The sequence below is a fragment of the Phytohabitans flavus genome (genome assembly GCF_011764545.1).
In the GTDB taxonomy this organism is placed as follows: Bacteria; Actinomycetota; Actinomycetes; order Mycobacteriales; family Micromonosporaceae; genus Phytohabitans; species Phytohabitans flavus.
The window spans coordinates 3,411,690-3,432,427 of sequence record NZ_AP022870.1; the positions used below are offsets into that span (position 1 = coordinate 3,411,690).

Genomic DNA, 20,738 nt, shown 5'->3' on the forward strand with positions numbered 1-20,738 from the left:
GCTCGTATAGTCACGCGGTGAACGTGGAGCGGGTCCAGCAGGCATATTCGTCCGTCGCGGAGCTGTATATCGGGCTGTTCGGTACGAGCGAGCAGGTAGACCCCGACGACCTCGCCCTCATCGGGCGACACCTGGGCGACCGGTCAGGCATGGTGCTCGACCTCGGCTGCGGACCCGGCCACATCACCGGCTACCTCCGCTCGCTGGGCGTCGACGCGACGGGAATCGACATGGTCCCCGAGTTCATCGCGCATGCGCGGGCGACTCACCCGGACGGCAGCTACCACCTCGGGTCGCTGGAAGACCTCGACGTCCCCGACCACTCCGTCGCCGGAATCCTGGCCTGGTACTCGCTGATCCATCTACCCCCGCCGGATCTCGACCGGGTACTCGCCAGGTTTCGGCAGGTAATGGCCCCGGAGGGACGGTTGGTGGTCGGCATGTTCGACGGTGACGAGGTCGCCGCCTTCGACCACAAAGTCATAACCGCCTATCGCTGGCCCTTCGACGAAATCTCGCGGCGACTGGCAGCAGCCGGCTTCACCGAAGTCGAGCGCCTACGCCGGCCCGGCGACGCCACTCACCGCCCGCACGGCTCCATCGCGGCGATCGCTGTCTAGCTTTTCCGCCCACTGACGGTAATATCTCGACGTTTTGGCTTGTAGCGGGAGGAAGATCCACATGCGATGGAACATCCCGGCCGGCGTCCTAATGGCGCTGGCCTTTCTGATACCGGCGGCACCGGCGGCGGCTCAAACCGAACCGTCCGGGCTGGACGAGGCCTGCCAAACGGTTGAGCGCAAGGTGTACAAGGATATCCGCGAGCTTGTCACCATCGACCTGGATACCGCCACCGATGTACAGGTGCGGGTGTTGGCCAACCAGATCCTGGCCGCGGCAAACGCCGACTCGTTGCCCATTTTGCCTCGCGTAATACAGGAGCGGCTGGACGGCACTGCGGATGATCTCCGCGCATTCCTCAAGGCGGACGTGCAGAAAGCCTGGGCAACGGATCTGCGGATCACGGTGGTCCGGACGTTGACGGGCGCTGGTCCCAACGTGAAGGCGGCCGCGCAAAAGGTGCTCGACGACGGGACCATCGATGCCTTCCTGGCTTACCTGAACAACGGCCTGTACGACGCACGTGCGCTTGACTGCGCGTCTCAGCCCACACCGACACCGAGCGCCACGCCCAGCGCCACGGCGACCGTCGTACCGACCCCTGCTTCCTCCGCCAGCGTGGGTGCCCCCGGCGGCGAGGGCGGTGGGCTGGCCGTGACCGGTGCCGACACCGCGACCGTGGCCGGCATTGGCGGTGGGATTCTGCTCCTCGGCGGCGCGGGCTACCTGATCGCACGGCGACGCCGTACGCGCTTCGTGGCATAGCTCACTGATCGCGCCCGGCGAAGCATCGAGCCGGGCGCGATCAGCGCTGTGCCCGGCGAGGTTCGTCGCGTGAGCTTGCCAACCGCGGAGGGTGAGGCTGCGGGAGCGACGGTCCGGACCACCGCGGACGTCGCGGTAGCTCGAATCCCTTGGTTTTGGATCTTTATCCGCGCCCTGAGGCCGAGGCCGCACTGACTCCGAAGCTCTTATGGCGGTGGATTCGCGCCGGCACTCGGCGGCTGGGGCTTGGTGGAGTGGCCGCGGACGGCGGCGAGCAGCGGCGGGGAGTCCCACGCTGGTTCGCCGCCGAACCAGCGTTGCAGGGACGGGGACGGCGGGCGCACACCGCCCAGCACGTAGAGCGCGAACGCGAGCAGCGTGCCGCCGGCGGCCACACCGAGGCAGACCCAGAGTGCGGTGCGGACGCCTGCCGCGGGGGTGCTGCCGACGGTCGCGGCGACGTACAGCAGGATTGGCGCTACGAGGAATGCGGCCGCCGCGCGCAGCAGCTCGATGATGGCGAACACCCGCTGGAGAGCGACGTTGCGCAGCGTGAAACCGGCGATGAACAGCGCCGGGGTGACCGATGCGCCGAGGCCGATGCCGATGAGTCCCGTTCCGATCAGCGTACGGATCGTGTTGGGTGGGACGCCGGAGACGATGAGCGCGACGCCCGCGATGAGCGACAGCAGCCCGACCAGCGCGAAATAGTGGAGCGCCCGCGTGGTGAACACCTTCGCGAACACGATCGCCGCGATCACCGTTCCGGCGAATTCGGGCAGGTGGAGCAGTCCGAGGTGCAGGGGTGGGTACCGATCCCGGAGCGCGATGCCCGTCAAGGCGATCGCGGGCACGGAGGCCGCCGCCGCGGACATGGCTACCACGATCCCGGCCACCGGCAGCGTGCTCGCGAGGGGCCGCAGGATCAGCAGCGGATGCCTGGAGCGGTACTGCTGGAACATGAGGATGGCGATCAGCGCCACGCCCGCGAGAAGCGGCGCCAGCGTGGCGGCGTCGAGGGACCGGTGCGGCAGGAGCCGCGACGCCCCGTAGAACGCGGCCACACAGCCGGCGGCGGCCAGTGCGACGGCGACCGGGGAACGCGTTGACGTGGGATCGGCCGGTGGCACGTCCTGGAAGGTCAGCAGCGACAGCAGCAGCGCCACGACGGCGATCCCCGCGATCACCCAGAACAGCGGCCGCCAAGCGTGGGCGTCGGCTTGGATGCCGGCGATCAGCGGGCCCAGCGCGACCGCCCCGAAGATCGACAGGTTCAGGATCACCGCCGTCGGGCGGAGCCTGCCCGGCGGAAACCCGGTGACCAGCGGAGGTACGGCAGCGATCAGCAACAGACTTGTGCACAGCCCCTGGAGTACGTGCCCGACGATGAACACCGCCGGCGCGGTCGCCGCCGCCGCGAGCACCGAGCCGATCACGAGGATCGTGGCATAGAGGCTCAGCATCCGGCGCTGGGGCAGATGCAGGGCGAGCTGCACCGACAGTACGGTGCCCAGGGCGTACCCGGCGTTGGCCAGGCCCTCCGCCAGCCTCGTCTCCCCCGCGCTCATGCCGAGCTGCTGGGCGATGATCGGCAAGAGCGGATCGAGCGCCGCCGAGAGCACCAGGTACGGAACCAGCGCGGCGACGACCATCGCCGCCACCGCGGGGTAACGACCAGCCAGCGGACCTTTCCACGTCATTGCGCCAGCCTCGTCATCCCGGTGGCCTCGCCCGCCGGACCGGAGGCCGGTGCTGCTCGGCCGCGGGTCGCGGGCGCCGAGCGCGACGGCTCGGCAACATCCACGGGTCAAGCTATCTCGCGAAAAGTCCACACGGGCCGACCGGCTAGAAATTCGTCCGCCATTGCCTGCCGTGCCCCGGATCCGCCGCCACCGCCTACTCCTCCTGGGGTGAGGCACCGCAGGGTTTGCCTTCGCGTGGCGGATGTCGGACGTCTGACAGGCGAGCCACTTGTCCGCGCGCTCCGCAGCGACAGATCATGTGTCCAACGTGTACGGACGTGGCGAGGGATCTGATGGGCGACGTCGAGCTACTGATCGTTTTAGTACCGGATCCGGAGGACGATGCGGAGACCGGCGAGCGGCTGGCCCGCCGGCTGCGCAACCAGATCAGGGAGCTCGACGTCGAGTCGGTCGTCCCGGCATCGCCGGCCGCCGTGCCGCCGGCGGGCGCCAAGGGCGTCGACCCACTCACCCTGGGCGCATTGATCGTGACGCTGAGCGCCTCGGGTGGGGTATTCGTCGCGTTGATAAACACGGTCGGCGCCTGGCTGGGCCGGCAGACCGGCCGCCATCGCGTCTCACTCACCATCGACGGCGACACGATCGAACTCGACGGGGCGACGAGCGCTCAGCAGCGGCAGCTCGTCGAGGCGTTCCTGCGCCGCCACGCGGAGGAGTAGCGCGATGGGTCGGCGTGTCGCGCTGCTGATCGCCAGCTATTTGTACGAGGACGGCGATCTAAAGGGGCTGACCGCGCCCCCACACGATGCCGACGCGCTGGCCGACGTGCTCAGCGACCCGCGGATCGCCGGCTTCGAGGTCGCGATGTCGGTCAACGAGCCGCACCACCAAGTCGGCGAAAGGATCGGCGCCTTCTACCGCGACAGCGGGCGGGACGACCTCACCCTGCTCTACTTCACCGGCCACGGGCTCAAGGACGACGAAGGCCGGCTGTACCTGGCGACGACCAACACTCGCCGCGACAACCTGTTGTTCACCGCGCTCCTTGCCGAACACATCGACAAAGCCCTGGAGAGCAGCCCCTCGCGGCAGAAGGTGCTGATCCTGGACTGCTGCTACAGCGGGGCGTACCCGGCCGGCCGGGCAGTCAAAGCCGGCGGCCAGGTGCACACGCTCGAACGGTTTCAGGGGCGCGGGCGTGCCGTGCTGACGGCCTCGGACACGATGCAGTACTCATTCGAGGGCGACCAGAGGCACGGTGAGGCCGCGCAGTCCGTGTTCACCCGGCACCTGGTGGCCGGGCTGCGGGATGGCAGCGCTGACCTGGATGGCGATGGCGACATCACGATCGACGAGCTCTACAGCTACGTCCATGACCGCGTTGTGGAGGAGATGCCCCAGCAGCGGCCCAAGAAGCAGGACAGCGTGCTGGGTAACATTGTCATCGCCCGCAACGTCAACTGGGACCTGCCGGCGTACCTGCGGAGCTCGATCCACAGCCCGATCGCCACCGACCGGCTCGGCGCACCGCCGGCCTTGAGCAGGGAATTGCCAAGTCCGCTCCGCATCACCCGCGCGGTGCTGTCACCACCCTCGCCGTCGTCCGAGGTGCAGCGAGTGGCTTTCTCGGCGGTGCAGCGGCCGGCTTCGACGCGGAAGTCGGCGAATCAGCTTGTCCTCCGACAAGCGCAACAGGAGTATCTCGGAACGGTCAAATACGCATGGCGAGCTATCGATCTCGCGGCGCTGAGCGCGAATCTCGACGCCGCGTCGCAGCAGCGGGTCATGCGGTTGCCGCTCAAGTCGGTGTTCGTGTCCCTGGTCGCCGACGATATCGACCTCGCCGACGCCGACAAGGTCCATGCGGATGGCGTCTCGCTCGACGAAGCCGCCGCCAAGCACCGACTCCTGATCGTCCTCGGGCTGCCAGGCAGCGGGAAGACGGTGGTCTGCCAATGGCTCGCGCTCCAGGCGGCTGAACGGTCCCAGTCGATCGGCCCCGGCCAGCCACTCGGCCGGCTGCCGGTGCTGGTGCGGGCAGCTGACTACCTCGCCGACTGCGTTGCTCGGCTCGATGGTGGCTTACGCGTGCGTACCGTCATCGAGTACGTGCAGGACGAGCTGGTGAGCTTGGCGTTCGACAACTGTCAGCACGCGCCGGAGATGGTGCAGCTCGCGATCGAGGAGGGTCGCCTCTACCTGCTGATCGACGGGCTCGATGAGCTGAGCCGCCACCGCGACGAGCTGTTGGGCGCCATCGTCGACGAGATCGAGGCCATGCCGTCCGGCAACCGGTTTGTCATCACGAGCCGCCGGCACGCGTACGACCGGGCGCAGCTGCCCCTGTCCGGCGCCGCGCACTACCTGATCCGCCCGATGTCCGCGGATCAGATTCGCAGCTTTGCCACGAGGTTCTGCGAGGTCGCCGTTCCGGACGAGGATCCCGCGCCGCTGCTCGACGCCATCCTCGATCACGAGTCACCAGCCCGGTATCTGGCCGAGACACCGCTCGTCCTGGTCTCTCTTTGTTCGAACTGGCAGACCAATCGGCAGCTACCGGCCAATCGAGGCGCGCTTTACCGGACGCTGCTGCTTGACATGGCCCAGCGCTGGCGCAACTGGATCATCGACCTGCATACGAGTGCCGCGGGTGCCGGCGCGGTCGCGGTGGACAGCGACTTCAACAACAACAACGTGCTCATGGTGCTGGCCCATGTCGCGTTCGCGATCCACACGCGGTACCCGTCAGGGCGCATCCCGGAGGCCGACCTCATCGAGCTGCTCGACGAGGTCGCCTTCGGGCAGCGGAGGCTCTACGAGCCGGAGACCGGACCGGTGCTGCGTGACCTCGTGCGCGCGATCCAGGTCAAGCCTGGCATCCTGTCGATGCTCGAGCCCGGCCAGTACGGCTTCGTCCACCAGTCGTTCCGGGAGTATCTGCTGGGGATCCGGGTGATCGCCGAACGCGATGGGATGGGGCCGCGCCCGCCCGCTCTGGTCCGGTCCTTCGCCGCCCGCCTCGACGATCCCACTTGGCGCGAGCCGCTGCTGCTCGCGTTGGACGAGTGTGAACCCGACACCCGTGAGGCGATGGTCGCGACGGTTCTGGACGGTGCCTCGGGGCCGATCGAGCCGTGGGCCGAGCTGTTCCTCGCCGCGGCCGAGCGATCTGGTAGCACCGACCCCGCGGCCCTGGAACTCGCGTTGCGCTTGGCGATGCCGGCCTACGCCACCGCCGTCGAAGATCAGTCCCTGTCGACCGGCCTGGCTGGCCAGATCGCTGGTCTCCGGCGGCGAGTCGGCGCCGCTGGATTCGACCGCGTCGCGCTGCCGCTGCTCGACCACTCGAACGGACCGGCGCTGGGACACCTCTACCTGCGGCGTGGATGGCTGAGCGACGCCGTAATCCGAGCTGCCGCGGCGGCCTTTCGGTACGACGACGGCCGGCTGGACTGGCCGTTGCACCGCATTCTGCGGACCGCCGGTGCCCCCGAAGACAGCCAGCGCAGGGCTGTTCCCGACCCCGGGCCCGCCCCGCCCACCAGCGACGCGCTATTTGCCGGCATTCCCCGCCCGATCGACCTGTACCGGGCCGGCGGCGACGCCTGGCACGTGGCCTACCAAGCCGCGGGCGAGGCAACCGTGGAGCCGATCCCGGACGGCGTCCTGCCCGTACGAGACGCACTCAGCCGCTCGCCGGCGACCTGGCAGGCGGCCATCGGCGACCCGGCCGCGGCATCCGCGCTCGCGGCAATGGCTGGCGGATTCGATGACCGGGACGCCGAGCACACCGACTACGACTACCTGGACCTCGCCCGGATCGTCACGATGCGGTCCGGTCTTCAACGGTGGACGATCGAGCACCTCGCCTCGGAGGTTGTTCCCCGCTTCGGTGTCTCCGATGTCGTGTTCGCCATCGCGACTCACCTCGACAGCCTCGGCGCTTGGAGTTCGCAGCCGTCGGCGGCGCTCCGGCATCCGCCCGAACTCCGGCCCGAGTGGCTGACCGCGCCGACCACAACGGCCGTGCAGGCGGCGCTGCTGCGCTGGGCCGACCGGGGCGCGGCACCGAAACTGCTTCCCGCGGCGCTGGACGAGGTGTCTTACGGGGACGCCGATGAGGTCGATCACGCGATCGCATCCCTCGGCCACCTGATGATCGACGGTGGCGAGACGCACGCGGCCGGCGGAGCGGCGACGGTGTGGGTGCTGGAGCGGGCGCTGGCCGGCACGCGAGACGCCGCGCTTCGCGCGATGGCCGCTTGGTTCGAGGCGCTGTGGACGGCGGGCGGGACGCTCGGGATCGACGACCGGACCGTCCTGCACGTGGCTCTGCTCAACCTGACGTGCAGCCTTGCCGGCCGACCGGTGAACGTCGGCCTCGATCTCGACGAGCGGCTCGGCTCCGGCGCGGCCATGCCACCGGTCCTCGTGGCGGACCGGCTCGGTCGCCGGATTCTCGACCTCGACGGCCGCGGCCCGCAAGCGTGGACAGGCTGGCAAACCGGGCTAGAGGGGCGCCCGGCCGCCGAGGTGCTGGCGGTCGCCTACTGGCTCGTCCGGATGCCGTACGTACGTTTCGTCGGTGGCGGCAACAGCCTCCGGTTCCGACTGGAACCGTCAAACGTCGACCCGGGGGTGCCGGCCGGGGACGGCATCGCCGCCGTGCACCAACTTGTCCCGTGGATCCGGCGCGCTGGCCCGAGCCAGACCGAGGCCGTGATCGCCGATCTGCTCGCCGCGGCAAGTGGCAGTGAGACCGAGGCGCCCGGGTCCACCTCCGCGAATACGACGATCGCCTCGGAGTCGTCGCTGTTCCGGATGCTGGACGAGGCGGTCGGCGACCGGGTCGCGACGCCATCGCGGGTGGCCCTCCGCGTCGCGGCACTGGTGCTCGGCGAGCTCCGCTTCCAGGGCAAGCCCGTGCGGCCCTGGCGGGCGATCCAGGACGATTCGCTGCGGCGGCGCCGGTGGCTGGACCGTGCTCTCGCCGAGCGCCTCGACCGGCTCGCCGCGGGCAGCCCGGCCGACCGGAGTCTCGCCGCCGACCTACTGTCCACGGTGGACGCGGTAGCGAAGGACTCTACCGACTGGCTGACCGAGGCGACCGGGACGGATGTGCTCGGCGCTGGCGCATCGGCCCTGTCGACCTTGCACCGCGCCGCCGGGCAGCCACCGGCACTGTCCGAAGTCCACGCGCTCGTCGACCTCGTCGCGAACGGGGACGCGGCCACTAGCGCCCGCGCTGCGCAGGCGCTCGTCGGGTCATACCGCGGTGTCATACAACCGACACGCCGATACCGGCTGTCGGAGACCGGTGGCGACCTCTGGATGGCGGTGGTTCGAGAGAGCCGCACCGCCGCACCACCCATCCGCTGGATGCTGCACGACGTCCTGTACCAGTGGGACATCGACGATCCCGACGAGGTCGCCCGCCTGGCGAACACCGTCGGCGGCGACGGGACGCCCGACTGGCAGCGGGCCCTCTCCGCCTCGGTCACGTGGCAACCGGACGCTCAGCGGGCCCTCGCCCGGTGGCTGGCATCCAGCCCGGTCCGCCCGGGTGACGTGGAAGCCGCCATGTTGCTCGTCGGGCGCCTGCTCGCCTACCCGGACAATGTGCCGGCCACCGACGAGGTCGTCGACGCCACGATCAAGGGCAAACGGCGCGTTCGCACAGCCATGCGGTCGTTGGACCGCTTCGACGAATCCTGGCTCCGGGTGGGCGTGGCGCAGACGATCGTGGAGTGTGCGGCCACGGCGCTACGCAGCGCCGCGGCTGGGTCTCGGCCACAGCACGCGCGGGTGCTGTTCGAGGAACGTACGGTGCCGGTTATCCGGTCGCCCACGCGATCGGAAGCGACGGCGCAGCTCGCCACGTTCGGCAACCTGATCTGGGCGTCGGTTGCCGCGCCCGCTGATGCCGCGTCCCGGTTCGTCACCGACGAGATCATGACTTCCGACGCCGCGACGCTTCTGGCGGATTGGCTGGCGGTCGTGCAAGACGAGATCGACGTGCGACCAGAGCACCCGCAGCCCGGCCTGCTCGACGTGGTCCACGAGGCGCTGCTCAGTCTCCTCGCCGTCGTGACCGAGCACGACGCCACACCGCTCGCCGACGCACCCGGCATGCAGGGTCTGCTGGTGCGCGCCGCCCTGACAAGTCAACGCGCCGGCGCGGCCGCCTTCACGCTACTTGGCCGGCTTCCACACCTGGTCGTGGCGGCCAACGGCGAGGACGCCCTGCTCGCGGCGATCGAAGCCCATCTGCGGTACCAACAGCCGGCAGTGGTCGACGCCATATCGGCCTGCTTGCGGCAGATCCCATACGTATACGGCACCGGTCTCGCCGACGTCCTCATCACGCGGATGGCCACAACGACCAACGAGACGGTCCTTGTCCACTTGGCCCGCGTGCTCCGCGCCCATATGGAGGACCCGACCTGTACCGGTGCGGAACTCCAGCGAGCGCGCCAGGCCCTGCGGACCTTCCCAGGTGCCCCCGGGCACCGATTCCCCGTCTATGCGACCGGTATCGGCACCATCGACGATCCACGCGACTGGCTCTACGACGAGCAAAACGTCAATTCCACCCTCCGGCGCCTGCTGTACAGCCGGAATGTCTGACACCTCAGGCGTCGAGATACATCCGATAACGGAAGCGCATCTCATCCTTGATCTCCTCGTCCGGCTCGCCCCAGCCCGAATAGAGAATCGTCCCGTAGTCGCGCAGGTCGATTATCTGGGGCGTTGCCAGCACGTCCTTGAACGCCTGGTGCTTTGCCGGCTCTATTTTGATCAGGAAGAAGACCTCGCCGTCGCCCTCCGGAAACCGCAGGTCGTAGACCAGGTCCCGCTCGCGGGCGACAAAATCGACCCAAGTCATCCGCCGACTCCGCACCTCGTCCGCCATGACCACATTGCACCACCGCACCCCGGCGAACGGAACCGCCTTGTCGGCCAAGTGCTACCGCCGGGACTGTGTGGTCTTGTGGATTGCCTCCTTGGCTTCGACGTACTCGCCCCAGGCGAGTGACCAGCCGGTCGAGTCCCGCATGTGTGCCGTGATGCCCAGGGCCTGCTCCGCGACCCGCATGGCCTGCTTGGCCGAGCCGGAAAGGCGCCAGGTTCGGGCGAGCAGGCTGAGGGCAAGCGCTTCCGCCGCGGCGTGTTTGCTGGTCTGGGCGCGTTCGACGCTTTGACCAAGCTGCTGCTTCGCCTCCTGGAGGCGGCCGGTCGCGATACTGATTTCGCCAAGAATGCGCAGGACATCGCCCTGGCCGAGGTCGTCGCCGCACTTCTGGTACCAGGCGAGGCTGCTCCGCAGAGGTTCGACCGCCTGGTCGAGGTTGTTCAGCCGTAGGTGCGCCTCGCCCATGGTCCGCTGTGCGTATGCCACGCCGACGGGGGCGTCGATCTCGTCGCAGATGGTCAGCTGCTTCTGGGCGTAGGCCAGGGCTTGGGTCGGGCGTCCCTGGAGGAGGTGGAAGTTGGCCAGGTTGCCCAGGGCTCGCTGCTCACCGAATCGGTCACCTACCTCATGGCAGAGCGAGGCCTCGGTCTCCAGCAGCGGCTCGGCGTCGTGCAATTGTCCGCGAAGGTAGAGCGCGCCCACGATGCTGCTGGTCGCATAGGCCTCGGCGGCACGGTCGCCGAGCTGGCGGGCGACATCGCGGGCCGCGTGGCCGAGGGCGGCGCAGTCGTCGCTGTACCCGCGGTGCTGGAAAAACCAGAACATGGCCCTGGCCATCGCCATGCCGAGGCGGGCCTGTTCGGGATCGCCGGCAAGTCCTTGCCGGGTCAGCGCGACGAGGTTCGCTCGCTCCCGTTCGAGCCAGGCCGCCGCGTCGGCCTGGTCCGCGAACGGTCGAGGTGTGACATCGACGTCGGGCAGCGGGTAGTGGGTACGGTGCGGGTAGCAGCGTTCGACCGCGTCGCGGATGGTGGCAAGGCCGTACCGGAGTACCCGGGTGACCGCGCCGTTGGTCTGGTCGGGTGCCAGGTCCGTGGTGGCCTGCTCGTGGGCGAACAACCGGACCAGGTCGTGCAGGCGGAAGCGGCCGGGCCCGGCGGGTTCGACCAGGTGCGCGTCCACCAGGTGTTCCAGCGAGCGCTCAGCTGCCCGTGCGGAGGTGTCGAGCAGCGCCGCGGCGAGGTCGAGGTCGAGCTCGGCCGTCCGTACCAGCCCCACCATGGACAGTGCCCGCGCCGCGGATCGCTCCGCGGGGTCCGGGCTGTGGCGCAGCGCGGCGTGGCTGACGAGCAGGCTGCCGCGGACAGCCAGGTCGCCTGATGCCAGCTCGGTGAGCCGCTGCCGTTCGTCCGCGAGGCGGTCGGCGAGGGCGGCGAGGGTCCAGGTCGGTCGCGCCTTGAGGCGTGCCGCGGCGAGATGCAGCCCGAGGGGCAGGTGGTCGCAGAGCTGGGCGAGGCGGAGGGCGTCACCACGCTCGCCGGCCACCCTGCCCTCTCCCAGAAGGTGGGCGAGCATGTTGACCGAGTCCGTGGGGACGAGGGGACTGATCCGTACCTGCACCGAGCCCTCCACCACGGCCAGATTCGTACGGCTGGTGATGAGGGTCGTGATCCCCGTGCCGCCAGGGAGCAGGGGGCGTACCTGCGCGACGCTGGCCACGTTGTCGAGGACCAGGATCAGTCTTCGATCCGCCAACAGGGTTCGGAGCAGGGTGGCGCACTCGTCGGTGTCGTGCGGCACGTCCCTGGCGGCGACGCCCAGCGAACGCAGCAGCCGGCCGAGCCCCTCGACCGGTGACAGGGGCGGGACCTGCGGGGTGCTGCCCAGCATGTTGAGGTAGAGCTGCCCATCGGGAAACTGGGCCGACGCGACGTTGGCGGCCCGCACCGCGAGTGCTGACTTTCCCACGCCAGGCGCGCCGGTGATGACGATCAGGGGCCCAGGCCTTGTCGACGCGCCGAAGCCCAGCTCCTTGAGCGCGTCGAGATCGCGGTCGCGGCCGACAAACGTGGAAATGTCCAGCGGCAGCTGTCGCGGCGCACGGGCGGGCCCAGACGGCGGCGTCGCTGTAGCGGGGACAGGGCGGGTGTTCTCGGTGGCTCGCTCCCAGGCCGCCGCCCAGGCGCCCGCCTGCACCGATCCGACACCGAGGGCGAGCACCAGCCGATCAAGGACATCGACTGGCATCACGGTTTTGCCGGCGAGGTAGTTCGCGAGGCTACTTTTGGGCACGCCACTCGCGGCGGCCAGGTCCTGCAACGACAACCGCACCTTGCCGCGCCGGCGGGCCGCGATGATCCGTAGCCGGTTCAACTCTTCCAGCAGATCCTGCTGGGTGAGCAGATCATTCGGATCACGGGCGGTGATCGCGTTACCGGCCATAACGAACACACTCTCACACGTCATCCAGAGTCGTCTGTGGACATCCAGGACTGCCAGTTCGGACCAACGATCACGTCACCATCGAGTCGGCCAACAAAGACTCGCGCGAGCGGCGGTCCATCGGCCCGCCGCCCTCCCCGAATGGAGACCGGATGAAGCGCACACTCTCTCGGCTGTTCGCCGCGGCCATGATCGCGGCCACCATCGTCGGTATCGCTGCCGTCCCTGCCCAGGCGGCGGAGAGCAGGGGCATCATCTTCTCTACGATCAACGGCAACAGGCGATGCGTCGACGTGCCGGCGTCGTCCACGGTGGTCGGCAAGAAGATCCAGACCTGGTCGTGTCACAACCCCAGGCGGACCAACCAGATCTTCGAGACAGATGCACCCCTGTACAACGAGATCACCTACGTGGAGAACGTGAACAGCGGCCTCTGCCTCGCTGGCTGGGCCAACGGGTCCCAGGTCACCCAGGAGCTGTGCAGCCACCCAAACACTTCTTGGGTTGTGCGGGGTTCGCCTGAGCTTAACGCCGGCGAGTTCTTCCTGCAGCTGTATGGCACCGACCGTTGTCTAGCGTTTCCCAGCGCCGGGACCGCGAACGGCACCCCGCTGATCACCTGGACCTGTAGGTACAGCAGGACCAACCCCGAGCAGATATGGAAAGTGACTCCCTGAGGCGACCCTAACGCGCACCCGCGAGGCAGAGCGCCGCGCGGGTGCGCTACTCGTCCGGGAAGTCGCTGGTAAAGCGGCCCGCCATCGCGGTGCGCGACCGGACGCCCAGCTTGGCGAAGACGCGGGAGAGGTGCGACTCGACGGTACGGCGGCTGAGAAAGAGCCGGGACGCGATCTCCTGGTTCGTCAGGCCAGCCCGTACCAGCTCGGCGATCTCGCGTTCGCGGGCTGAGAGGGCGGCGGCACCGGTGGCCGGCGTGCCCGCGTCGCGCTTGACGCGGCCTGGCGCCGCGGCCCGGTCCCGGTCGAGGACCGCCCGCAGCCACGTCGCCCCGCACGCCTCGTAGGCCTCCTCCGCCTGTCCGAACGCGACGCGGGCGTGTGCGGCCCGGCCACCGCGCGCGTACGCGAGGCCGGCGAGGTGGCGGGCGAGCGCCTCCTCGACCGGTGTCCGGGCGGCGGCGAGGTGCGTCGCGGCGGTCTCGGCGCGCGCGGCGGCCTCGTCGAATCGCCGCGCACGAGCGGCCACGTACGCCCGCGCGTAGCCGGCCCAGCCCGTCTCGTAGACGAGGTCGGCGGCCCCGGCCAGCGCTCCGGCTCGGCGGGCGTACCGCTCGGCGGCGTCGAGGTCGCCGGACCTGGCCAGCGCGACGGCGCGCAGCACGTCCCGCGGCACCGCGGTGGGCGGCCCGGCCGGCCAGGCCGCCTCCGGTCCGGAGACGATCCCCAGGCAGGTTTCGGGTTCCCCGGCGGCCATGCGGGCGACCGCGAGCGAGACCTGAGCCACCCGCCACCACATCCGCGAGCGCGGTCGTTCGGTCGCGGCCAGCCGGTCGGCGACGGTGATCGCGCTGGCCGGTCCGGTGGTCCAGAGCAGCGGGCGCAGCGACACCGCCTCGGCCATGGCGAGCATCTCCACGCTGCCCATCCGGCGGGCCGCGGCCACGGCTTCCTCGGCGAGCTCGACGGCCGCCGCCAGCCGCCCGAGTCGGGTCTCCAGGGCGGCGCGTACGACCAGCAGGTACGGCACCGCGCTGCTCCGGCCGCTCTCCACCACGTCGGCCGCCCGGTCCAGCTGACGGGCGGCCGCCACGACGTCCCCGAGTTGAAGGTGGACCCACGCCAGCGGGCCGATCAGCTCGACGTGCGGGCGCAGGGCCGCGTTCGTGGTGGCGTCCACAAGCTCGGTCGCCGCGGCGGCGTGGCCGCGGGCGGCGGCGACGTCCCCGCCGTAGAGAGCGCCGAAGGCACGCAACGCCCGCGCCGCGGCGGCGAGCGCTGGACGGTCCGCGTCGAGCAGGGTGAGCGCCCGCTCGGCGTGACGCGCGGTGGCGTGGCCGTCCTCGCGGAGGGCGCCGATCGCGGCTAGCTCCACGTGCAGCTTCGCCTCGGCGTACGGGGGCAGCTCCGCGTGCAGCTGGGCGGTGAGCAGGGCGGCCGCGTCGTCGATGTGGCCGAGCAGGCGGGCGACGACCGCGCGGAACGCCGCCGCCTCGGTGCGCACCGGCTCGCCGGCCCGGGCCAGCTCGCGCAGCACCTCCTGGCTGCGCTCCAGGTCGCCGCCGAGGCCCAGGGCGCGGGCGTACTGGAGCAGCACGGTCGGACGCCGGCCGCCGAGGGGGTGACCGTCGGGCAGCAGGCGCAGCGCGGCACCGAGCCAGCGGGCGGCCTGTGCCGGCGCGCCGTACGTGAACGCCAGTCCCGCCTCGATCAGGATCTCCGCGGACGCCTCGTCGCCGGGCTGGGCGGAGCGCTCGGCATGGTGCGCCACCACCTGCCGCGGACCGTGATTCGCGCGCAGATGGACCGCGGCGCGGGCGTGTGCGGTGACCCGCCACGCCGGACCGGCCAGCTCGTGGGCGGCGGCGCGCACCAGCGGATGCCGAAACCGCAGCTGCGCCGCGTCCACGTCCATCAGCCCTCGCCGGTGTAGCTCGTCGGCGCCCTCGATGACCTCGTCGACCGGCAGCTCCGCCACGTACGCGACGAGGTCCAAGGGCGCGTGGTCACCGGCGACGGCCGCCGCGTACGCGACGCGCCGCACCCGCTCGTCGAGGTCCGCGATGTCGGTGACGAGACCGGTGAGGACCTGGCTCTCCGACGTGTCGAGATCGTGGTTGTCCACCAGCGCGGCGAGCGTGTCGCCGCGGAGTCGGGACAGGACCTGGAGGTAGAGCGGGTTGCCGCCGCTGGCCCGCAGGATCAGCGCGCGCCGGTGCCGGGGCAGCTCCGGCAGCAGCGCGTCGACGTCGTCCGGCCCGAGGTGGGAAAGGCTGATGTGGGTGGCGGCCGGGCCGGCGTGCGCGATCGCCTTGACCACGCCGGACGGTGGCTGCCCGGTACGGAAGGCGACCGCGACAAGCGCCGGTCGCCGTGGCGGCTTACGTATCAGGTACTCGGTCAGCTCCAGCGACGGCTCGTCGGCCCAGTGCAGGTCGTCCAGCAGCAGCGCGACACCGGGTGTGTGGGCGGCGTCGAGGAGCCCGCGCACGCGCGAGTAGATCCGCGCCCGGTCGACCGAGGAGCCCGGCCCTGCGTACAGCCCGTGGCCGTCGAGGGCGCGCCGCACGGCGGCGGCCTCTTCGGTCGCGCCGTCGTGGAGCAGTGGCCGCAGGGCCTCCGCGTACGTCGCGAACGGCACGTCCTGCTCGAACTCGGTGGCCTGGCCGGCGCAGACCAGCAGCCCGGCCGCCGCCGCCCGCCGCTCAAGCTCCCGCATCATGCTGGTCTTGCCGATCCCCGGCTCGCCGTGCAGCACGACTGCCGCCAACCGGCCGCCAGCCGCGGTCGCCACGGCCGCGTCGAGCGCCTCCAGCTGGGTAGCGCGACCGACCAGGGTCACCGGCGCACCAGCGCTCGGCGGGCCTGCGGCCACAGCGCCTCCCCACGGGCTTGCTGCCTCGGACCGTTTCGCTGCCCCGGACCGTTTCGCTGCCTCGGGCCTAAGGATAGGGCCCGATCGTTGCGTAGTTTCACGGATACCTTCCGCGCGCGCGAGGCAGCACGCTGGCGCAGGCGGACCGGACCCGGTCGCCCTGGGTGTCGGCAGGAGGCACGGGATGAGCCCTCGTCGCTCGGGTGGGTTGCGCGATTGCGCACCACCGAATCACGGAACGGTAACGGCACCGAGCGACGGCGCGGCGCGGTGCTTCCCTGAGCGTCGTGATGAGGGTACGGATGCGGCACGTTGACCGGGTCCCGCTCGGTCCGCCAGCGCCCTCGCTCGCCGTCTGGGGCCTGTCCGCGGACGCGGATCTCATGTACCGCTGCATGCTCATGTTCGGGTCACAGACAGCCGGGCAGCTTGAGCGTAGCCTCGGCCTGTCCCGGCAACGGGTCGCCCGCGGCCTGGACGAGCTGCTCTCGGCGGGCGCGGTCGACCACCGCCACGGCGGCGGCCGGCGCGCGACGCACTGGAGGTCGGGGGCCGGAAAGTGTGTTGCCGGCGCTACGCGAGCGGCAGCACTCGGTCGTCCGGCGCAGCGACCAGACGGGACCGGTCCACCGCGTGCTGCCACACCCGGTGCGGCTCGACGACGGCATACGCCACCTGCCCAGCCGGGAGCTGACCCGGACCCGGCTCGCCGCGCTGGTCGGCGCCGTGCGGCACGAGCACCTGGCGATGCAGCCGGAGCGGGCGTACGAGGCCGCGTCGGCCCGGTCCGCCGTGCCGATGGACCGGACTCTGCTGGGCCGCGGCGTACGCATGCGGGTGCTCGGCGCACTGCCGGCGGACGCCGAGGACCCGCTGCTCGCGCACGGCCGGCAGGCCGACGAGCCGCGCCCGGAGTACCGGCAGACAGCCGAGACACCGACGAAGCTCATCGTGATGGACCGCCGTACGGCGTTCCTGCCGGTCAGTCCGGACAACCTGGACCACGGCTATCTGGAGATCACCCACGAGGCGGTCATCGCCGCGCTTATCGCCCTTTTCGAACGGCGATGGGAAGCCGCCCTGATTCGGCAGGAGCTGCCCGTGCCGCGAACATCGCTCACCGAACGAGAACGAGACCTGATGCGCCTGCTGGCGCTGGGGCATACCGACGCGAGCGCGGCCCAGGCGATGCGGCTCAGCCAGCGCACCGTGTCCAACACGCTCCGGCACCTGATGGACCGGCTGGGCGTGGACAACCGATTCCAGCTCGGGCTCGCCATCGGCGCGCAGGGCCTGATCGATCCGCCGGGTGTGGGCCCGGCGACAGCAGTTGAGGAGACCCGATGAACCGACTCTCACGGATACCCGTCCTGGTAGCGCTCGTGGCGGCGCTGGCGCTCGCCGCGCCGCCCGCGATGGCCGGTGCCGACCCGGTGCCCCAGTCGGAGCCGATCGGCACCGGCACGGGCACCGGCACCATGCCCCGGCGCTCGACCCCTTCTGCGGTACCTGCGTGTAGAGCGCTTTGGGAGTTGGGGTGGCCTTGGCGTCATGTCGGGTATAAAGATCCAAAACCAAACAAAGAATTGAGCTACCGCGACGTCCGTCGTGGTCCGGACCGTCGCTCCCGCGGCCTCACCCTCCGCGGTTGGCCAAGCTCACTCGCTTTGCCTTGATCGACGTTACGACGGGCCGCCGTCTGGCAGATCATGGTATGGAAGTGCCCCTCCGGGGGCGGTTCCACACCACGATCTCTCACGCACCAACCCGACCGCGCAGGTTGGGGAACTCGGCGAGCGCCAGCGAGCCGCCGACCTGCGCGGTGCCCGCGGGAGCATACGGTCAGCGGCTGACGCGGACCGGGGAAAATATCCCATCCCAAAGAAATCGAATGCTACACCGACCCTGGCGGTACCACATCAACTGTCCGATCAGGACGGACGAGCCCAGCACGGATCGCCGTATCCGTTGCCGGGCTTGTGCTTTGGGCACACCTCGTGCGCAATCGCGCAGCCGCGGGTATCGGGTTCGGGCGGAGCATTGGGCCGGCACCAACGAATACACCATCGACGGCAGTCCACCGATCCCCGGTGCCATCGACCGGTCGATCGTCGTGGAGATCGTCATGCGCGACACGGTCTGGCAGGTGGCGCGCGAACCCTGGACGCACTGGTACGCGCCGGCGTGCCGCGCCCCTGACCGGAAACCTCTCGGCGGCCGGCCACGCGCAGCGCGGCGGGCCGTTTGGCGACCCGTTCTAGGCTGGATTCCGGGTTAGCACGGCGTGAATCTTCGCCGCGATACGGGGGCTGTTCATGGATCCGTTAGGGCTCGATTTCGATCCGCCGTCGGCGTCGCAGGTCGCGGAGACCCCAGAGGAGCTGGGCCGGTACGCCCTCGATCGGAACAATCTCGCGGTCCGGCTGGCTGAGCAGGGTCGGCGGGAGGACGGGTTGGCCGCGATCGAGGAAGCCGTAACCATCTACCGCCAGCTGGCCGAAGCCGACCCCGGCACCCACCTGCCCGGCCTCGCGAGGTCGCTGAACAACCTCTCGGGCCTGTTGGGTGAGCTGGGCCGGCAGGAAGAGGGATTGGCCGCGAGCGAAGAAGCCGTCACCGCATTCCGCCAGCTGGCCGACGCTGACCCCGATGCCCGCAACCTCGCGATGTCGCTGAACAACCTCGCGGCCCAGTTGGGTGAGCTCGGCCGGCGGGAAGAGGCATTGGCGGCGAGCGAGGAAGCCGTCGCCACATACCGCCAACTCGCCGAAATCAACCCCGACGCTCACCACCTCGCGATGTCGCTGAACAACCTCTCGGTCTTGTTGGGTCGACTGGGTCGGCGGGAAGAGGCATTGGCCGCGAGCGAAGAAGCCGTCGCCACATACCGCCAGCGCGCCCAAGCCGACCCTGACGCCTACCTGCACAACCTCGCGACATCCCTGCACAACCTCGCGACCCAATTGGGCGGGCTCGGCCGGGGGAAGAGGCATTGGCCGCGACCGAGGAAGCCGTCGCCGCCTACCGCCAGCTCGCCGAAGCCAACCCCGACGCCCACCTGCACAACCTCGCGATGTCGCTCAACAACCTCTCGGTCTGGTTGGGTGAGCTCGGTCGGCAGGAGGAGGGGTTAACCGCGATCGAGGAAGCCGTCGCCGTTTTCCGCCAGCTCGCGGAAACCAACCCCGCCGCCTACCTACCCAACCTCGCCGGGGCGCTGAACAACCTCTCGATCCGGTTCGCCGGGCTGGGCCTGCGGGAGGAGGGGTTGGCCGCGAGCGAGGAAGCCGTCGCCGTTTACCGCCAACTCGCCGAAACCAACCCCGCCGCTCACCTGCACAACCTCGCCAGGGCGCTGAACAACCTCTCGCTCCAGTTCGCCGGGCTGGGCCTGCGGGAGGAGGGGTTGGCCGCGGCCAAGGAAACGGTCGCCATCTCTCGCCAGCTCGCCGAAGCCAACCCTGACGCCCACCTGCACATCCTCGCGATGTCGCTGAACAACCTCTCGAACCGGTTCGGTGAGCTGGGCCGGCCGCAGAAGGGGTTGCCCGCGATCAGGCAAGCCGTCACCATCTACCGCCAGCTCGCCCAAGCCAACGCCGGAGCCTACCTGCCCAAACTCGCGATGTCGCTGGAGAATCTCTCGAACCGGTTGGGTGAGCTGGGCCGGTGGCAGGAGGAGCTGACCGCGATCGAGGAAACAATCACCATCGGCCGCCGGCTGGCCAAAGGCAACCCCACCGCCTACCTACCCATCCTCGCCGCAACGCTGAAAAGCCACTCGCTCCGGTTGGAAAAGCTGGGCCTGCGGAAAGAGGCAGAAATAGCGGCGGTCGAGGCGCGCGAAATCCGCGCAAGCCTCTAGGATCGCGGTGCGAGACCTACTGTGCGGCGCGGTCAATCCCGGATCTCTGACCATTGCGTGAATTGCTGAAATCTCGGGACTAACGCAAGGCGCACGACCAGATGGTCGCACCGGCTGTGATCCAGGACATAATCGGTGAATCTAAATACACGGTAGCGTGGGTCTAGTCCGGCGCCGGACTCTACACAAGGCGGTATTGGCCAAATCCGCCGGTCTAAGAGTCATCAACGGGGAAATGGAGACGGATCCACATGAGACGACTTGGGCAATTACTTGCCGTCGCCGCGCTCAGCGTGGCGTTGGTCGGGCTGGGTGCCCCTGCTCAGGCGGAAAGTCGTGGCACGAGCGGCCCAAGCGCGACCACGGCCGCCGCGGCGCAGCTCGCGGCCGTGCCCCCATGTGAGTCGCCCTGGGGCTGCTTCGGGCCCTTCCAGATCAGGAATTTCTACACCAACAAGTGCGTGGACCTGCCGAACCTCGACGGCGGATGGCTGGACGCGCCGGTCACTCAGTACGACTGCCGTTACGGCGGCGCGGATAACCAGATGTGGTACCGCGACCCGCACCCCAACGAGACCTATCTGTTCACTATTCGCAACGCCAAGCAGCTCAACGGGACCAACGTCTGCCTGGACCTACCGGGTTATGGCACGGTGAGCCCGGGTACGCCAGTCAGCGAGTTCACCTGTCAGCTGACCCATGGCGACAACCAATTGTGGTACTTCACGACGACAGCTACCGGGCTCGAATACATCGTCAACAACAAGAGCGGCCTCTGCCTTGACGTCTCCGGCTACCGTTCCACGGCCAACGACACTCGGCTGACGGTCTTCACCTGTAGCCTCCAAGACGACCACTTCTGGTACTTCCACTAGCG

At 69.7% G+C, this 20,738-nt stretch carries 12 protein-coding genes and 1 pseudogene; 9 read left to right on the forward strand and 4 right to left on the reverse strand.

Translation table 11 applies throughout. The features are described 5' to 3' along the window. Nucleotides 1–17 precede the first annotated feature (17 nt). Nucleotides 18–620 carry a class I SAM-dependent DNA methyltransferase gene (locus tag Pflav_RS14970; protein WP_173036717.1) on the forward strand — a complete coding sequence of 201 codons (603 nt, stop codon included), beginning with the start codon at nt 18–20 and terminating at the stop codon, nt 618–620. A gap of 61 nt (nt 621–681) precedes the next feature. Continuing rightward, nucleotides 682–1,386 (forward strand): ALF repeat-containing protein, encoded by a 705-nt coding sequence (locus Pflav_RS14975; protein WP_173036718.1) that lies wholly within the window; start codon nt 682–684, stop codon nt 1,384–1,386. Between the two features lie 206 nt (nt 1,387–1,592). On the opposite strand, the gene Pflav_RS14980 is transcribed toward Pflav_RS14975, so the two are convergent. Beyond that, nucleotides 1,593–3,086 (reverse strand): MFS transporter, encoded by a 1,494-nt coding sequence (locus Pflav_RS14980; protein WP_173036719.1) that lies wholly within the window; start codon nt 3,084–3,086, stop codon nt 1,593–1,595. A gap of 320 nt (nt 3,087–3,406) precedes the next feature. Here Pflav_RS14980 and Pflav_RS14985 point away from each other — a divergent pair, with 320 nt between their 5' ends. Together Pflav_RS14985 and Pflav_RS14990 are read left to right on the forward strand one after the other, a co-directional pair. Further along, nucleotides 3,407–3,808 (forward strand): effector-associated constant component EACC1, encoded by a 402-nt coding sequence (locus Pflav_RS14985; RefSeq protein ID WP_197938527.1) that lies wholly within the window; start codon nt 3,407–3,409, stop codon nt 3,806–3,808. 4 nt (nt 3,809–3,812) lie between these two features. Then, nucleotides 3,813–9,716: a caspase, EACC1-associated type gene (locus Pflav_RS14990; RefSeq protein ID WP_173036720.1), complete on the forward strand. Its 5,904-nt coding sequence runs from the start codon at nt 3,813–3,815 to the stop codon at nt 9,714–9,716. A gap of 4 nt (nt 9,717–9,720) precedes the next feature. On the opposite strand, the gene Pflav_RS14995 is transcribed toward Pflav_RS14990, so the two are convergent. Together Pflav_RS14995 and Pflav_RS15000 are read right to left on the reverse strand one after the other, a co-directional pair. Further along, the gene (locus Pflav_RS14995; RefSeq protein ID WP_173036721.1) at nt 9,721–10,002 is read right to left on the reverse strand and encodes a hypothetical protein; all 282 of its coding nucleotides are present in this window, start codon (nt 10,000–10,002) and stop codon (nt 9,721–9,723) included. Nucleotides 10,003–10,056: 54 nt separating this feature from the next. Beyond that, complete coding sequence (locus Pflav_RS15000) at nt 10,057–12,468, reverse strand: tetratricopeptide repeat protein (protein WP_173036722.1); 2,412 nt, start codon at nt 12,466–12,468, stop codon at nt 10,057–10,059. 128 nt (nt 12,469–12,596) lie between these two features. Here Pflav_RS15000 and Pflav_RS15005 point away from each other — a divergent pair, with 128 nt between their 5' ends. Further along, a complete protein-coding gene (locus tag Pflav_RS15005) occupies nt 12,597–13,121 on the forward strand; it encodes an RICIN domain-containing protein (protein WP_173036723.1) in 525 nt (174 codons plus the stop codon). 46 nt (nt 13,122–13,167) lie between these two features. Here the strand turns inward: Pflav_RS15005 and Pflav_RS15010 are convergent, their stop codons facing one another. After that, nucleotides 13,168–15,963, reverse strand: a complete 2,796-nt coding sequence (locus Pflav_RS15010; RefSeq protein WP_173036724.1) for an ATP-binding protein — start codon at nt 15,961–15,963, stop codon at nt 13,168–13,170. 597 nt (nt 15,964–16,560) lie between these two features. On the opposite strand from Pflav_RS15010, the gene Pflav_RS15015 reads away from it, so the two are divergent. The 4 genes and pseudogenes from Pflav_RS15015 (at nt 16,561) to Pflav_RS15030 (ending at nt 20,736) form a co-directional block, all read left to right on the forward strand. Then, a complete protein-coding gene (locus Pflav_RS15015; RefSeq protein WP_232071428.1) occupies nt 16,561–17,343 on the forward strand; it encodes a helix-turn-helix transcriptional regulator in 783 nt (260 codons plus the stop codon). 968 nt (nt 17,344–18,311) lie between these two features. Beyond that, nucleotides 18,312–18,842, forward strand: a pseudogene (locus Pflav_RS45550) (tetratricopeptide repeat protein); the annotation flags it as partial. Nucleotides 18,843–18,988: 146 nt separating this feature from the next. Then, a complete protein-coding gene (locus Pflav_RS15025) occupies nt 18,989–19,861 on the forward strand; it encodes a tetratricopeptide repeat protein (RefSeq protein ID WP_173036726.1) in 873 nt (290 codons plus the stop codon). A 251-nt stretch (nt 19,862–20,112) separates the two neighbouring features. Next, nucleotides 20,113–20,736 (forward strand): RICIN domain-containing protein, encoded by a 624-nt coding sequence (locus Pflav_RS15030; RefSeq protein ID WP_173036727.1) that lies wholly within the window; start codon nt 20,113–20,115, stop codon nt 20,734–20,736. Nucleotides 20,737–20,738 lie beyond the last annotated feature (2 nt).